The organism is Streptomyces sp. S.PB5, from assembly GCF_030403745.1.
In the GTDB taxonomy this organism is placed as follows: Bacteria; Actinomycetota; Actinomycetes; order Streptomycetales; family Streptomycetaceae; genus Streptomyces.
Map to the genome: position 1 here is coordinate 494,555 of NZ_JAQMWP010000002.1, position 15,043 is coordinate 509,597.

A 15,043-nucleotide genomic window follows, 5' to 3' on the forward strand; every position below is an offset into this window, starting at 1 on the left:
CGGTGGTCGGCGGTTGGCGGGAGGTCGGTGGGAGGTGGGCGGTGGGTCGGTGGTGGGTGGGCAGAGCCCGGTCATGGCTCTGAGGGGGTCAGTGGTCGGTGCGCCGGGGAGAAGCGGGAGGTACCGGCTGCTCCAGTGCGGCCGAGAGTTCGAGGTCGGGCGCATCCACGGCGGGGTCCTCCCGCTCGTACGGAGTCTCCCCGTCCTCGTCCCGCGCCCGCAGCGTCCCGCGCTGGAACCCGGCCAGTGAGGACGCGGCGCGCTCGGCGGTGAACTCGTCGTCGTGAGCGTCCTCTTCGGCGGGCACGGCCTCCTCACGGAGCTCGGCGGCGAGACTGGTCTGGGGGACGCGGCGGGGCAGCGGCCCGGCACCGGGACGGCGTCCGGGTTGTGCGGCCGGGGTGACCGGCTCGGCGGCACCCGCGCGACGGGTTTCCCCGGGCCGGGCGTGTTCCCGACCGTCCGGGGTGCCCTTCCGGCGGGTGGGAAGGGCCGGGTTCGCGGCGGTCCGCGTCTGCTCCTGGCCTGCCGCGTCGTCCCGCCGGGCGGGGCCCGCGGCTTTGCCGTGCGCCTGTCCGCCGGTCGCTTCGGCGCGTGTCAGGCCGTCGAGAACTCTGGTCGCGGTGGCCTGCCCCTCGGTCGGTTCCGCGTCCGGCGGCTCCGCGGGCTCGTGCACGACGATCTCGTGCGGCAGCAGCACGATCGCCGTCGTACCGCCGTACGGGGAAGGGCGGAGGGTGACCGTGATGCCGTGGCGGGTGGCGAGCTGGGCGATGACGAACATGCCGAGGCGGAGGTCGTCGGCCAGGGCCACCACGTCGAACTGCGGAGGAACCGCCAACTGGGCGTTGAGGGAGGCGTACTCCTCCTCCGACATACCGAGGCCGCGGTCCTCGACCTCCACCGCCAGGCCCTTGGCCACCAGCGCGGCGTGCACCGTGACGGGCGCCGGCGCGGGGGAGTACGCCGTCGCGTTGTCGATCAGCTCGGCCAGCAGGTGGATCACATCGGCCACCGCCGGCGGCGCCAGGAACACGTCCTCCTCGGTGTGCACCTCCGCCCGCTGGTACTCGGCGACCTCGCCCACCGCACTGCGCAGGATGTCGATCAGCGCGACCGGCTCCGACCAGCTGCGTCCCGGCCGCTCCCCGCTGACGACGACGAGATTCTCCTCGTACCGGCGCAACTGGCTGGCCGTGGAGTCCAGTTCGTAGAGGTCCTTCAGCACCTCGGGGTCGGTGTGCCGGCGTTCCAGGGCGTCGAGCTTGGTGAGCTGGAGGTTGACGAGGTTCTGGCTCTGCCGGGCGATACCGAGGATGACCTTCTGGAAACCGCGCCGGGTGTCGGCGAGTTCGACCGCGGTGTGCACGGCCGTACGCTGCGCCTTGTTGAACGCCATGGCCACCGAGCCGAGTTCGTCGCCGCCGTAGTCCAGCGGAGGTGCCGCGAGATCCACGTCGACCTTCTCGCCCCGGTCGAGCCGGGCGACCACGTCCGGCAGCCGCTCCTCCGCGAGGCTCAGGGTCGCCTCCCGCAGGCCGTGCAGCCGCCGGGACAGGGAGCGGGTGATCCGCCAGGACATGCCCACGCACAGCAGCAGACCGAGCAGGCCGCCCGCGCTCAGCGAGGCGGCGGTGAACAGCAGGCTGTCCGCCTTGTCGGCGCTGCGCGTGAGCAGCCCGGAGGTCTGGTCCTGGATCAGCCGGATGTACGCGGTGGTGACCGTGTCCAGCGCGGCGGTCCACTTCTTCTCCGCATCGGGCAGCGGCACCCTGCCGCCGGCGGCTTCCGACCGCGCGGCGAGCACCTGGTCCTCGATCTGCGTCAGCGTCCGCCACTCGGGGCTCTGCAGAATGCGCTCGGCCTGGATCTTCGCGCTGCCGCTCAGCTGCGGGACGATCTGGTCCTCGACGAGCCACCGCTGGCTGTGGACCAGCTTCGCGAACGACGTCCACTCGGCGTCGGTCAGATGCCCGGTCGGCCAGGCGAGGGTGAGCCGGGCGTCCTCCTGGGAGACCAGTTCCGCCGCGTGCTCCAGCGCCACCAGCGGACCGGCCTGCGAGGTGAGGTCGCCGTCGTCGACCTGGGAGAGCTCCTGGAAGGCGTGGATCTGTTCGTCGATGATCGAGCTGTACTGATCGAGGGCCTGGGCCGCAGTGATGTCGGTCGGGTTGTCCACCTGGCCCCGGTAGTACTCCAGACTGCCCACCGAACCCAGCACCGAGTACAGCCGGTCCGAGATGCGCGCCGGCGCGTTGTTGATCGCCTCGGACTGTCCGACCAGCTTCCCGACCGCCTTGTCGGTCTCCTTGCGCTGTGCGTCCAGCGCGGCCCGCGAGCCGTGCGGGGAGGCCAGCCAGGCCGCCGACTGACTGCGTTCCCGCTGCAGGGCGAGGGTCGCGTCGGTGCCCAGCGCACCGGTGGACAGGCTCAGTTCGGTCTGTCCGCGCAGCCGCAGGCCCTCGGTGAACATCTGCGTCGTGGTCACACCCCACAGTGCGGTGAGGGTGACGCTGGGCACCAGGGCCAGCAGGATCAGCGAGAGACGTATGGAGCCGAGACGGCGCCGGGCACCTGTCCGTGGAGACATTCGTCGTCCTAGGCGATGAGCAGGGAGTGGAACGGGGAGTGCGGAGCGGGGGATGGGGAGTTGCGGGGCGCAGCGGGGAGCGGTCGGGGGTGAGGCGATGCTATCCGTACGGTCAGCGGGTGCCGTTGGCCGCGAACTGTGCGACCGCGTCCACGTTCGCCTTCGTCACGAACGCCGGACCCGTGAGCACCGGGGACACCCCGCCACCGCTGACATTGCCGTTGGTGCGGTACAGCCACAGCGAGTCGACCGCCAGATACCCCTGGAGATAGGGCTGTTGATCCACCGCGAACTGCACGGAACCGCTCCTGACCGCCTTGACCAGGTCCTTGTTGAGGTCGAAGGTCGCCACGCGCGCCCTGCTGCCCGACTCCTTCACCGACTCGACGGCGGTGAGCGCGAACTGGGCTCCGTTGGTGACCACTTCGTCGATCGTCGGATCCTGTCGCAGCTCGGCGGTGATCGTGCCGGCGACCGCGTCGCTGTCGGTGCCCTCCACATACAGGTTCTCGGTGTCGCCGCCGAAGGTCTTCCGCACCCCGGCGCAGCGGGCCTCCAGGGCCACGTTGCCGCGCTCGTGGATCACACAGAGCGCGTGCCGGGCCTTGAGTCCGTCCAGCTTGTCGCCGACGGCCTGTCCGGCCACGCTCTCGTCCTGGCCGAAGAACTCCAGCAGCCCCGCCGACTGCCAGGACCCCATCCCGGAGTTGAGCCCGACCACCGGGATACCCGCCGCCTTCGCCGCGGCCACCGGACCTTGCATCGCCTGCGGCTTGGCGAGGGTCACCGCGATGCCGTCGACGTTCTCCCGTACGGCGTCCCGCACCAGCTCGGCCTGCCCGGCGGCGTCCGGATCGCCGGCGAAGGTCAGCTCGATCCCGTCCTTCGCGGCCGCCGCCTCGGCGCCCTTGTGCACCAGGTCCCAGAAGGTGTCCCCCTCACCGGCATGCGTGATGACGGCGATCCTGAGCCCGGCCCCGCCCGCCTTCCCGGCGGAGGCCGCGCCGGAGTCCGACGTGCCCCCGGACGCGGAGCAGCCGGCGACGAGCAGACAACCGGCGACGGCCAGGGCGGCAACGGCTCTGTGGGAGGCGGGAGGTGGAGGAGGGGGGGTGTTCATGACGGTGCGGCACCTCGCTGAGCGGCCGAGCTGGAGGAACAGCGAGAAGGGACCCCCGGACGGTGTTCGGCACGTCGTACGGCATCCGCCGTCCGGGTGATTCTCGCTGGTCGGAGCCAACCGTGTGTGACCACCAGTAGTCAAGTGAGCAACCACATGCGGAGAGTTGTCGCGCCCGCTTTGTGATGTTCAGGTGCGGACCTGCTGTATACGGCCGGCTACGGCTTGCGCCCCACCGCCCCGTACATCGCGATGTCCTCGTCCCGGATCGTCCCGGTCCCCGCGCCGTCCGGATGCCACTTGTGCACCTGGACGATGCCGGGCTCGACGAGGTCCAGGCCTTCGAAGAACCCGGCGGCCTCGGCGTGGGTGCGCAGCCGCATCGGCATGTCACGGGCCGCGTACTCGCGGGCGACCCGGCCGACCTCGGCCGGGGCGAACTCGGCGGTGCCGATGGACATCGCGAGGTAGCTGCCGGAGGGGAGCGGTTCGAGGAGACGGCGGACGATCCCCACCGGGTCGTGCTCGTCCAGCATGAAGTGGACGATCGCCACGACGGTCAGGGCGACCGGCTCGCCGAGGTCGAGGGTCTCGCGGAACGCCGGGGACTCCAGGACGGCCGCCGGGTCGCGCATGTCCGCCTCGACGTACGCGGTCCGTCCCTGCGGGGTGCTGTTCAGCAGTTCCTCGGAGAGCGTGAGGACCAGCGGGTCGTTGTCGACGTACACCACCCGGGCGTCAGGGGCCGCGGACTGGGCGATCTCGTGGATGTTCGGGGAGGTGGGGATGCCGGAGCCGATGTCCAGGAACTGCCGTATCCCGGCCTCCGCCGCCAGCCATCGCACCGCCCGGTTCATCCAGTCCCGGTTGGCCCGCATGTGCACCGGCAGCGCGGGCCACTCCCGGCACATGGCGTCGCCGGCCTCCTGGTCGGCGGGGTAGTAGTCCTTGCCGCCGAGGATGTAGTCGTAGATCCGGGCGGCGTGCGCGGTCTCGGTGTCGAAGTGGACGGTGCGGTCGGTGGGCTGTTCGTTGGCGGGCAATGTTGCCCCTCCCGTCGAGTCGTCCGTAACGAGTTCAGGGATCAACCTCCCATCAAAAGCCGGGGAGTTGTGCGGGAAGCCGCCATCATCCGTAGGTGAGATCCGAACAGGGGTCGTCGTCCGCCGACCGTGCTCCGTCCGCCACCTCGCTCGGTACCGCCGTCGGCGCGGCGGACGCCGAGGCGGTGTCGGCGTACGACTGTCCCAGTACGACACTCACCCCGGCCCGCGTGACGGACTCCAGACGGGACCCCGGGAAGGCCGCGGCCACGGTCCGGGCGTGCGCCGACTCGCCGGCCCCGTACTCGATCAGGGTCGTCGTGTGGTCCTGGGTCGCCGCCGTCGCCGTACCGGTGACGGTGAAGCCCTCCGAGGTGAGCGTGGCGGCGGCCCGCGCGGCCAGCCCCGTCACCGTGGTGCCGTTGTAGACGGCGACCTCGATGCCGCTGCCGGAGACGGGGGAGGCGGTGGGCGTCGGGGTCGTCGTCCCGCTCCCCGCCTTGCCGCTGCCCGGCTTCCTGCCGCCCGCGTTCTTCCCGTCGATCGTCCGGTCCGCCTTCAGCGAGGCGAACAACTCGTCCGCGTCCGGCTGCACGACGGCGACGCGCGAGCCGTCGTACCGCCAAGGGACGGTCACGAACTTGGTGTTGTGCAGATCGATGTCCTTGAGCGACATCGCGAACGAGATGAGCTTGTCGGCGGAGCCGAGCCCGGGGTCCACGGTCAGTGACTTCGTCGCCGCGTCCGCCAGGGGCAGCAGCTTCGTGGGGGTCAGGTCCCTGCTCTTGACCTCCTTCAACAGGCTGGCCACGAAGGCCTGTTGGCGTTTGATGCGGCCGATGTCGGAGCCGTCGCCGATGCCGTGGCGGATGCGGACGTAGTCGAGGGCCTTCTGCCCGGAGACGGTCTGCACCCCCTTCTTGAAGAGCAGCCTGCCCGGGGTGGTGCGGTGGGGGTCGAGGTCGTTCTCGTAGACGTTCTGCGGCAGGCACACCTTGACCCCGCCCGCCACGTCGGTCAGCCGGGCGAACCCCTTGAAGTCCACGACGACGGTGTGGTCCACCCGCAGCCCGGTCAGCTGCTCGACGGTGTTCTGGGTGCAGGCCGGATTGCCCTGGGCGGTCTCGCCGGTGGAGTACGCGGCGTTGAACATCGTGTCGGTCTGCGTCCTCGTCCAGCTGCCGTCGGGGAGCCTGCAGGGCGGGATGGTGACCAGGGAGTCGCGGGGGATGGAGACCGCGAGGGCGTGGCGGTGGTCGGCGTAGACATGGAGCAGGAAGGTGGTGTCGGAGCGGCCGATGTCGTCCTTGTCGCCGCCGCCGAGCCGGTCGTTGCCTCCGGTGCGGGCGTCGGAGCCGATGAGCAGGACGTTCTCGCCCTTGGAGGAGCCCGCATCGGGGCGGTGGTCGGAGAGACCGCCCGCGTCGAAGGTGTTGATGTTGCCGTCCAGCTTGAGATAGAGCCAGCCGGCGCCCGCGGTCGCGAGCACCACGACCGAGAGACAGATCAGCAGCGCGAGCCGTATGCCGCGCCCCCGGCGGCGGCCGGCCCGGCGACCGCCACCGTGTCTGTGCCGCGCGGGCGGTGGCCTCCGCGTACTGGTGATCGACATCCGTGCCGCCCTCTTGCTTGCATTATCGGGGGTTTGTCTTGTTCATCCCGAGTTGTACAGTTGCGCAGCGTGGCAACCGCCATCCGACGGCCGGCCGGGGCAAGTGTGCTCGACCGACGTAAGAGCGAGTTGAGAAGAAGCGAGTCGGGAAGAAGAAGGAGGGCGCGGCCGTGCTGCGTAACGGACTGGAACCCTGGCACCTGCTGATCGTGGCGATAGTCGTCATCGTGCTGTTCGGCTCGAAGAAGCTGCCCGACACCGCGCGGGCGCTCGGCAGGTCGATGCGGATCCTCAAGAGCGAGGCGAAGGCGATGAAGGACGACGACGCCGTCGCGGCCCCGACGACACCGGAGAGGCCCGCCACGACGCAGTGAGCGCCGTGGCGGGCCTCGGCCGTGCCGTGCCGGACGTCAGCCGAGCCGCACCGGCAGTGCCGTGTGGCCGTTCGAGATGAACGAGTCCACCGGCTCCAGCGACCCGGGCGCCACGGCGAGGGTGAGCCCGGGGAAGCGTGCGAACAGCGCCGGCAGGGCGACCCGGGCCTCCAGCCGGCCCAGCGGTGCGCCCAGGCAGTGGTGGACGCCGTGTCCGAAGGCCAGGTGGTCCTTGTCGGTGCGGGTGACGTCGAAGACCTCGGCGTCCTCGCCGTGGTGCTCCGGATCGCGGCCCGCGGCGGCGTACGCGGCCAGGATCGCCTCGCCCTCCCGGATCACCGCACCCTCGGGCCCGCCCAGCTCACCGAGCGACAGATCCGTGACCGCGTACCGCAGCGGCAGACTCGCCACCGGCGCGTGCACCCGCAGGGTCTCCTCGATCACGTCGTCCCAGGAGGCCCGCCCGGCACGCACCAGCGCGAGCTGCTCGGGGTCGGTCAGCAGGGCGTGGACCGCGTTGTCGAGCAGGTTGACCGTGGTCTCGTGACCGGCACTGATCATGAGCATCAGGGTGTCGAGAAGCTCCTGCTCGGAGAGGCGGGACCCGTGGGCCGCGCCGGTGGCCTCGTCTCCCGCACCGTCCCCCTCATGCGCCGCGATCAAGGCCGAGGTGAGGTCGTCTCCCGGCGACTCCCGCTTCGTCGCGACGAGTTGACGCAGCGCCGCATAGAACCGGGCGTAGATGTCGGCGACTTGCTCCGGGTCCGCCGACGTGTGGAAGACGCCGTCCACCACGGCCCGCAGCTCGGGGCCCTGCTCCTCCGGCAGGCCGAGCAGTTCGCCGATCACCTGGATGGGCAGCGGGTAGCAGAACTCCTCGCGTAGATCGACGACTTGGCCGTCGGCGCCGGCCGCGGCGACCCGGTCGAGGAGGGCCGAGGCGATCTCCTCGACGCGGGGGCGCAGGGCGGCCGTACGACGGGCGGTGAACGCCTTCGAGACGAGGGTGCGCAGCCGTTTGTGGTCGTCGCCGTACGCCGTGAACATGTTCTGCACGGCCACCCAGCTGAACAGCGGCCACTCCGGCTTGATCTCGCCGTCGATCCAGCGGGGCCAGTGCCGTCGCGCGTCCTTCGACACCCTCGGGTCGGCGAGCAGCCGCCGCAGCAGAGTGGGGCTGGAGACCGCCCAGGCCGGTACGCCATGCGGGAGTTCGACCGGGGTGACGGGGCCACGGGCCCGGATGCGGGCGGCCTCCCCCTGGATGTCACGGCCGGTCGGGTCGATCGCGATCGGGTGGCTGAACTCCATGGAAATCCCCTGCGCACTCGGCTGCTCGTCCCGGCCACGCTAGGCGGACCGGGGGTGACGGCGCGAGTGCGCGGAGTGAGCCACTAGCCGGATTCGAGCGACTCGGCCGACCTCCGCCGCGCAGGTGGCCAGCGCACCATCCGCCGACCGCCGACCTGCGGCACCCAAGTGAGCGGGTCGGCCTTGGGTAACCCGCGCTGCTCGGCCTGCGGCTGGGCGCACCGTCAGGGGTGGCCCGGGTGGTCCGGGTGGGCGCAGGCGCCGCCCCGCAGGCCGGTGGGTCTCCGGCGCCCAAGTGAGCGGGCCGACCTTTGGCAACCTCCCTGCCCGGTCTGCGGGTGGGCGCGATGCCAGGGGGCCAGGGCTGGCGCTGGCGCCGCCCCGCAGGCCGGTGGGTCTCCGGCGCCCAAGTGAGCGGGCCGACCTTTGCCAACCTCGCCGCCCGGCCTGCGGTGGGCGCGCCGCGAGGGGTGGCCCAGGTGGGCGCCGCGAGGGGGGCCAGGGTGGGCGTAGGCGCCGCCCCGCCGTCCGGTCGGCCTGCGGCTCTACAAGCGGGCGGGTCGGCCTTGGGTAACCCGCGCTGCTCGGCCTGCGGCTGGGCGCACCGTCAGGGGTGGCCCGGGTGGGCGCAGGCGCCGCCCCGCCGACCGGTCGCCTCCGGTACCCAAGCGAGCGGGCTGACTTCCGGCACTCAAGGCCCGTTGGTCGGCTCCGGCGCCCAAGCAAGCCGGTCGGCCTCCGACACCCAAGCCCACCTGGTCGAGCCTCGGCGCCCAAGCCCACTTGGTCGACCCCGGGACTCAAGCCCACTTGGTCGATCCCGGGACTCAAGCCCGCCCAGTCGACCCCCGGCACTCAAGCGACCTCGCCCGCCTCCGGCGCTCAAGCCGGCTCGCCGGCCTCCGGTCCCATGGGTGTTGCCAGGGCCGCCTTCGCCGACTTCGCCGCCTTCCGGCGCTTGCGTCGGCTCACCCGTGGTTCCTGGTCCGGGAGCCAGCCGAATGCCATGCAGCTGCCGGTGACACCGAGCAGGAGGCCGATGAAGAAGCCGCCCATGTTGGAGGTGAGCCAGGTGCCCAGGGTGATCAGCACCCCGGTGATGGAGTAGAAGAGGCGCTGGGTGGGGTTGAACAGGGTCAGCAGACCCAGCACCACCATCAGGGCCGGCAGGAGATAACCGGCCAGGCCCTGCATCCCGATGTGCAGGACGACCTTCAGTGACGCCTTCTCGGTGAGCAGGATCTCCGCCCCGCCCAGGGCGAGCAACAGCCCGCCCCAGAACGGACGGTCGGCCCGCCAGTCACGGAAGGCCGACCTCACTCCCCGGCGTGGAGCGGCGTCCGACATCAGCAACCCGACTCGCTGAAGCTGAGCTTGAGACCGGGAAGCTTGAACACCGCAGCGGTGGTCGCATAGTTGGTCTGGCGCAGATTGGCGATGTGCACGGTGTCGGCCTGCTGGCTGAAGACCCCGAGCGGGCCCTTGACCCCGGCCTTGGTGAGCGTGCTGGCGTCGTTGCCGATCTCGATGTTGGTGAAGGCCGCGTCGCCCGACAGCTCCGTGGAGTCGGTGGTCAGGTCGGTGGCGGTGACCTTCTGGGAGCCCTGGCCCGCCTTGATGAGCAGGTTGATCCCGCCGAGGTTGACGCTCTGGCACAGGCTGTCCAGCGTCGCGTTCTTGATCGCGGAGGTCACGACCAGCACCTGGCCCCCGGTATCACCCGCGTTGGGGCTGTTCTCCGCCATGTTGTCGAGCCCGCCGAACTGCTCGAAGCCCGTGCCGTTCAGCTCCTTGGCGGTGACCGTGAACGGCATGCCGGAGATCGCGAACTGCACCCCCAGTGCGCCCTCCGCGGTCAGGACCGCGAGCGTGGCGGCGACCAGCGTGGCCGGAACGGCCATCACGGCGGCCCGGCGGGCCCGGACCCGACCCCGTCTGACGGGCTCGGTCGAGGAACCGCTTTCCGGGTTCTCGGGGGTGTTGTCGGCGGACGAAGAGACGTCCGAGGACGAGGCCATGTCTGCTCCCAGGTGCATAGAAAGTGCGGTCTGGCGTCAGTGGCACGTTGTCCTGGCGCGGACAGCGCATGCGGAGGCGCTCCTTCACAACTCCCGGCGGCCGCAAGGGCTTTCTCGCTACTCCGCAGTAGCCGATGAGGAAGTTACCCGTGGTTACATTCAAGGGTCAAGGGAGATGTGAAAAAAGGGTGTTGGTTGTGCCTCACCTGTGCGTCAAGGAATTCCAGGGGCCCGGCAAAGCAGTTGACTATTCGTCAACTCCCTTGTTTCGTCTTGACGTTGACTGACCATCAGGTCTACAACTCTGCCTTGTTCAGACCGGATCCGTGGCGCCGGATCCGTCGCGCGACACCGTTCGCGCTTCCCGGACGTCCTGTCCGCCGCGGGCGTCTTCTGCGCCCGCCTCCTCCCAGGCACCCACACGGTCGCTTCCCCCCTCGGTCCGTGCCGAGTGCCCCGCCCCGCCCGGCCCGGCCGGAGGCCACCCCACGGCTCTCCGGCCGGTCGCCGGCCGGTTGCCGTCGCCTGCCCGTGACGTACGGAGAAGGCGTCACGAGCCGGCGACGGCGGACGCCGCGTCGCGTCCCCCCACCCCGTTCCACCCCCCACCTCGGAAATGAGGCAAACCCGCATGCGTACGCGATCCCTGCTCACCCTCACCGCCGCCGTCGCCGCCCTCACCCTCTCGGCCGTGGGCCCGGCGTCGGCCGCCGACACCGTCCTCACCACCGGTTCCCCGGCCGGCGACGCCGTCGCCGCCGAGGCTCAGGTCACCGCGGGCCTGGCCGCCGGCACCACGGCGACGCTCTACTCCAGCGCGACCGGCACCACGGGCATCACGTGCACCACCTCGCAGTTCACCGCGACGGTCGACAGCAACCCGACCGCTCCCGGCACCGCCTCCGAAACGCTCACCGGGCACACCTTCAGCAACTGCACCTCGAACAACGTGGGCGTGCTCGGCGTCACCAGCGTCACGGTCAACAACCTGGCCTACACCACCAGCGTGGCCTCCGACGGCAGCGTCACCGTGACTCCGGGCAGTGCCGGTCCCATCCAGACCACCGTCGTGCTCCGCACCCTGCTGGGCAGCGTCACCTGCGTCTACCAGGCGACCAACGGCAGCCTCGCCGGCACCTCCTCCAACACCGACAACAGCATCCAGTTCACCAACCAGCAGTTCTCCCGCACCTCCGGCTCCTCGCTCTGCCCGAGCAGCGGCTACTGGACCGCCAAGTACGGCCCGGTGACCTCCGGCGGCGCGGCGGTCTACGTCAACTGACCCGACGTACGGCGGAATTCGCCGGTGACCGGTAGCGGTGCACCGCTACCGGTCACCGGCGCACATGCCGTCCTCCAGCTCGGAGATCTCGCGGGCGCCCGGGGTGACACAGATCCACTCGACGGGGTGCTCGGAGTACTCCCAGCTGACCGGGTCGGCGAGCAGCCCGGTCAGGGCGGCGCCGGTGACCTCCTCGCCGGTCCGGTCGGCGGGCCATTCGTCCGACCGGAACACCCGGATGAAGCCGAGGGGCTGCCAGCAGGCGATGAGACGGGCGAAGCGCGGAATGTGCCGCCTCCACTCCTCCTCGTCCTCGCTCTGCGTCCAGTCGGCGAGCACGCTCCACAGGTCGGCGCCCTCCCGGGAGTTGATGTGGAGGCAGTACTCGTCGTCTTCCCACTGCTTCACCGCTGTGCGTCTCTCCCGTCGGGTCACCCCCGGCGCAGGCGCAGCGCGAGGGCGGTGGCCGCGGTCAGGACCAGCACCGCGGCGGCACCGCCCGCCACCATAGGCGCCGAGGGGCCGGATCCGGTGCCGCCGGTGGCCGCCACGGGGGTGGCGTCGGGCGCGGGAGCCGTCGTACGGGGCTCGGCGGCCGGCGCCGGAGTCCGCGTGGGCGTCGGGGCGGGACTGTCGCCGGTCCGGGCCCGGGTGCCGGCCGACGCGGGCGCCGATGCCGAGGGGCTGCTCTTCCCGGCCCCCTTGTCCTCGTCCCCGCCCGGCTCGCTCGCCGCCGCCGGGAACACCACGTCCGAGCACGAGTAGTAGGTGTCCGGCGTGCTGCTGTTCTGCCAGATCGTGTACAGCACATGACGGCCGGTCCGGTCGGACGGGAGCGTGGCGCGCAACCGGTACGCGCCGTTCGTCAGCGCCGGGTCCTTGCTCTCGGCGAAGGGCCGCGACGGGAGGTCGGACCAGGTCAGCGGTTGCGTCGGGTCGTAACCGGGCTTCGTCAGGAAGAGCTTGAACGTGCCGGTGTGCGGGATCGTCGAGACATACGTCATCGTCATCGCCGCCCCCGGGGCCAGCCGGGTCGACGGCCAGTCGGCGCGGGCGAGGTCGAGGCCCTGGTAGGCCGGCAGGCCGCCGCTGCACAACTCGCCGTCGGGGACGGTCTGTCGGTCACGGCCGTTCACGTTCGCGATGCGCAGATTGTCCCAGGCCGCGAAGGACGTACCGTTCGCGGCGACGGCGGCCCGGCAGGCCGCGGTCCCCGCCCGGGCGCCCCCGTCGGGCGAGCAGGCGTACACCCGGCTCACCGGATCCGTCGGCGCGCCGTGCGCCTGCGCGGGGCCCGCCGCCCACACGCCGAGCAGCAGGGGAGCGGCGGCGGTGGCGGCCAGGGCGGTGCGGTGTGCGGTCATCCGGGGCATCCGGGACGTCTCCTCGGCCGGCGCGGGAACGGTTTGCTCCCGTGCAGTACGGAAAACGGGCCCGGCGCGTTCAGTGCGGGACGGAAGGATCAAAAGGGTTCATTCACGCTCAACTCCCTGATGGCGAGGGTGGCTTTCCGGCCGGATCTAGGGTTTCCCCTGTATTCACATGACCTTGGCTTTGCCTATCGTTCGACCACAGCCGAACCACAGGTAACCCCTTACGCAATCGGCTGACGCGCCTGGCCGGCCGCCGCGCCGCTTTTCGAACCGCCCCCCGCCGCTTCACCGACGAAGCGATCAGACCGCCGTGCTCCGCCCTGCCCGGAAACGGCTACGAAAGGCAAGCCCTTGCGTACCTCCCCCTCCCTGCGACGGAAGACGCTCTCCGTCGCCGCGGTCTCCGCCGCACTGTTCACGGCGGCCGGCGCCACGGTGGCCACGGCCCAGGAGGCCGCCGCCCCGAAGGCAGCCGCCGTGCCCGCCGCCCAGACCGAGGCCGCTCCCGGCATCACGGCCGAGCGCCTGATCGTCGGCTACAAGGCCGGTGCCAGCGAGGCCAAGTCGAACAAGGCCGCCGAGGCCGACGCCGTCGCCAAGGGCAAGGAGGCCGGCGAGGACCTCGACTTCCAGCGCCGTCTCGGCACCGGTGCCGCCCTGGTCGACCTGGGTTCGGACCTGACCCGCACCGATGTCGCCGACGTGGTCGCCGAGTACAAGGCGGACCCGCAGGTCGCCTATGTCGTGCCGGACCGTCTGAACACCCCGCAGGCCGACCCGAACGACACCGAGTACGCCAAGCAGTGGGACCTGTTCGAGTCCACGGCCGGTATGAACGTCCCCGGTGCCTGGAACACCACCACCGGCTCCGGCGTCACCGTCGCCGTCATCGACACCGGTTACGTCGCCCACAGCGACCTCGCCGCGAACATCGTCGCCGGCTACGACTTCATCTCCGACACCGCGGTCTCCGTCGACGGCAACGGCCGTGACAGCAACCCGGCCGACCCGGGCGACCACTACGCGGCGGGCGAGTGCGGCTCCGGCGTCCCGGCGTCCAGCTCCTCCTGGCACGGCACGCACGTGGCCGGCACCATCGCCGCGGTCACGAACAACAGCAAGGGCATCGCGGGCATCGCCTACGGCGCGAAGATCTCCCCGCTGCGCGTCCTCGGCAAGTGCGGCGGCTACGACTCCGACATCATCGACGCCATCACCTGGGCGTCCGGCGGCTCGGTCTCCGGTGTCCCCGCCAACGCCAATGTCGCCAAGGTCATCAACATGAGCCTCGGTGGCGACGGTGCCTGCACCTCGGCCACCCAGACCGCGATCAACAACGCCGTGAACCGCGGCACCGTCATCGCCGTCGCCGCGGGCAACGACAACGACAACGTCGCGAACCACTCGCCGGGCAACTGCAACAACGTCATATCCGTCGCCGCGACCAACCGGACCGGTGCCAAGGCGTCGTACTCCAACTACGGTTCGCTCGTGGACATCTCGGCCCCCGGCGGCCAGACCAGCACCGGCACCGCCAACGGCATCCTGTCGACGCTGAACTCCGGCGCCACCACCGCGTCCACCGAGAACTACGCCTACTACCAGGGCACCAGCATGGCCACCCCGCACATCGCGGGCCTCGCCGCCCTGCTGAAGTCGGCCAACTCCTCGCTGACCCCGGCCCAGATCGAGACCGCCATCAAGAACAACGCCCGGGCCCTGCCGGGTGCCTGCTCGGGCGGCTGCGGCGCCGGTCTCGCGGACGCCGCCAAGACGGTCGCGGCCGTGAGCGGCGGTACGACCACGGGGACCACCTTCTCCAGCACCGCCGCGGTGGCCATCCCGGACAACGGCTCGGCGATCGAGTCCTCCATCGCGGTCACCGGCCGCAGCGGCAACGCCCCCTCGGCGCTCCAGGTCGCGGTGGACATCACCCACACGTACCGCGGTGACCTGGTCGTCAGCCTCGTCGCCCCGGACGGCACGGTGTACACCCTGAAGGCAGCGAGCTCCTCGGACTCCGCGGACAACATCAACACCACCTACACGGTGAACGCTTCGAGCGAGACGGCCAACGGCACCTGGAAGCTGCGCGTCCAGGACACGGCCGCGCAGGACACGGGCACGCTCAACAGCTGGAAGCTGACCTTCTGAGCTTCCTGAGCCCGTAGTGAGCAGGCGGGCCGGCCGGTGCGGATGGGGCACCGGCCGGCCCGCCTTTTTCAGTACCGACCGCCCCGTTTCCTTCCGGGGTCACCTCTCCGCCGCCATAAATGATCTACAAGTTGTGGGAGAACTGGAGACTGGACGGAGTTCGAGT

Annotated in this window: 12 protein-coding genes; 3 read left to right on the forward strand and 9 right to left on the reverse strand. The window is 71.0% G+C overall.

Features of this window, described 5'->3' with window-relative positions; all coding sequences use genetic code 11:
* Positions 1–88 precede the first annotated feature (88 nt).
* From PH203_RS07040 to PH203_RS07055, 4 genes are all read right to left on the reverse strand, one after another.
* On the reverse strand, positions 89–2,590 hold the full coding sequence (locus PH203_RS07040; protein ID WP_289917576.1) for a nitrate- and nitrite sensing domain-containing protein: 2,502 nt from the start codon (positions 2,588–2,590) through the stop codon (positions 89–91).
* Between the two features lie 112 nt (positions 2,591–2,702).
* Positions 2,703–3,710 carry a substrate-binding domain-containing protein gene (locus tag PH203_RS07045; RefSeq protein WP_289917578.1) on the reverse strand — a complete coding sequence of 336 codons (1,008 nt, stop codon included), beginning with the start codon at positions 3,708–3,710 and terminating at the stop codon, positions 2,703–2,705.
* A gap of 218 nt (positions 3,711–3,928) precedes the next feature.
* Entirely contained in the window at positions 3,929–4,753 is an 825-nt protein-coding gene (locus PH203_RS07050) for an SAM-dependent methyltransferase (protein ID WP_289917581.1), read from the reverse strand.
* 85 nt (positions 4,754–4,838) lie between these two features.
* Positions 4,839–6,365, reverse strand: a complete 1,527-nt coding sequence (locus tag PH203_RS07055) for an LCP family protein (protein WP_289917583.1) — start codon at positions 6,363–6,365, stop codon at positions 4,839–4,841.
* Between the two features lie 170 nt (positions 6,366–6,535).
* Between PH203_RS07055 and tatA the strand changes: the two genes are divergently transcribed.
* On the forward strand, positions 6,536–6,739 hold the full coding sequence (tatA, locus tag PH203_RS07060; RefSeq protein WP_289917584.1) for a Sec-independent protein translocase subunit TatA: 204 nt from the start codon (positions 6,536–6,538) through the stop codon (positions 6,737–6,739).
* A 36-nt stretch (positions 6,740–6,775) separates the two neighbouring features.
* On the opposite strand, the gene PH203_RS07065 is transcribed toward tatA, so the two are convergent.
* The 3 genes from PH203_RS07065 to PH203_RS07075 form a co-directional block, all read right to left on the reverse strand.
* A complete protein-coding gene (locus PH203_RS07065; protein ID WP_289917585.1) occupies positions 6,776–8,050 on the reverse strand; it encodes a cytochrome P450 in 1,275 nt (424 codons plus the stop codon).
* An 882-nt stretch (positions 8,051–8,932) separates the two neighbouring features.
* Complete coding sequence (locus PH203_RS07070; RefSeq protein WP_289917586.1) at positions 8,933–9,397, reverse strand: DUF6114 domain-containing protein; 465 nt, start codon at positions 9,395–9,397, stop codon at positions 8,933–8,935.
* Positions 9,397–10,068, reverse strand: a complete 672-nt coding sequence (locus PH203_RS07075) for a DUF6230 family protein (RefSeq protein ID WP_289917588.1) — start codon at positions 10,066–10,068, stop codon at positions 9,397–9,399. Before PH203_RS07075 ends, PH203_RS07070 begins: the two co-directional genes overlap by 1 nt.
* Positions 10,069–10,699: 631 nt before the next feature.
* On the opposite strand from PH203_RS07075, the gene PH203_RS07080 reads away from it, so the two are divergent.
* Positions 10,700–11,350, forward strand: a complete 651-nt coding sequence (locus tag PH203_RS07080; protein WP_289917590.1) for a Tat pathway signal sequence domain protein — start codon at positions 10,700–10,702, stop codon at positions 11,348–11,350.
* A gap of 45 nt (positions 11,351–11,395) precedes the next feature.
* Here the strand turns inward: PH203_RS07080 and PH203_RS07085 are convergent, their stop codons facing one another.
* Together PH203_RS07085 and PH203_RS07090 are read right to left on the reverse strand one after the other, a co-directional pair.
* Complete coding sequence (locus PH203_RS07085) at positions 11,396–11,758, reverse strand: hypothetical protein (protein WP_289917593.1); 363 nt, start codon at positions 11,756–11,758, stop codon at positions 11,396–11,398.
* 23 nt (positions 11,759–11,781) lie between these two features.
* Complete coding sequence (locus PH203_RS07090) at positions 11,782–12,723, reverse strand: lytic polysaccharide monooxygenase (protein WP_289917594.1); 942 nt, start codon at positions 12,721–12,723, stop codon at positions 11,782–11,784.
* A 351-nt stretch (positions 12,724–13,074) separates the two neighbouring features.
* Here PH203_RS07090 and PH203_RS07095 point away from each other — a divergent pair, with 351 nt between their 5' ends.
* Complete coding sequence (locus PH203_RS07095) at positions 13,075–14,877, forward strand: S8 family serine peptidase (RefSeq protein WP_289917596.1); 1,803 nt, start codon at positions 13,075–13,077, stop codon at positions 14,875–14,877.
* Positions 14,878–15,043: the final 166 nt, after the last annotated feature.

What these genes read in the sequence shown, in the direction of transcription:
- PH203_RS07040 (WP_289917576.1), bottom strand. Translation starts at nt 2,590, where the DNA reads ATGTCTCCACGGACAGGTGCCCGGCGCCGTCTCGGCTCCATACGTCTC.
- PH203_RS07045 (WP_289917578.1), bottom strand. Translation starts at nt 3,710, where the DNA reads ATGAACACCCCCCCTCCTCCACCTCCCGCCTCCCACAGAGCCGTTGCC.
- PH203_RS07055 (WP_289917583.1), bottom strand. Translation starts at nt 6,365, where the DNA reads ATGTCGATCACCAGTACGCGGAGGCCACCGCCCGCGCGGCACAGACAC.
- PH203_RS07065 (WP_289917585.1), bottom strand. Translation starts at nt 8,050, where the DNA reads ATGGAGTTCAGCCACCCGATCGCGATCGACCCGACCGGCCGTGACATC.
- PH203_RS07070 (WP_289917586.1), bottom strand. Translation starts at nt 9,397, where the DNA reads ATGTCGGACGCCGCTCCACGCCGGGGAGTGAGGTCGGCCTTCCGTGAC.
- PH203_RS07075 (WP_289917588.1), bottom strand. Translation starts at nt 10,068, where the DNA reads ATGGCCTCGTCCTCGGACGTCTCTTCGTCCGCCGACAACACCCCCGAG.
- PH203_RS07080 (WP_289917590.1), top strand. Translation starts at nt 10,700, where the DNA reads ATGCGTACGCGATCCCTGCTCACCCTCACCGCCGCCGTCGCCGCCCTC.
- PH203_RS07090 (WP_289917594.1), bottom strand. Translation starts at nt 12,723, where the DNA reads ATGCCCCGGATGACCGCACACCGCACCGCCCTGGCCGCCACCGCCGCC.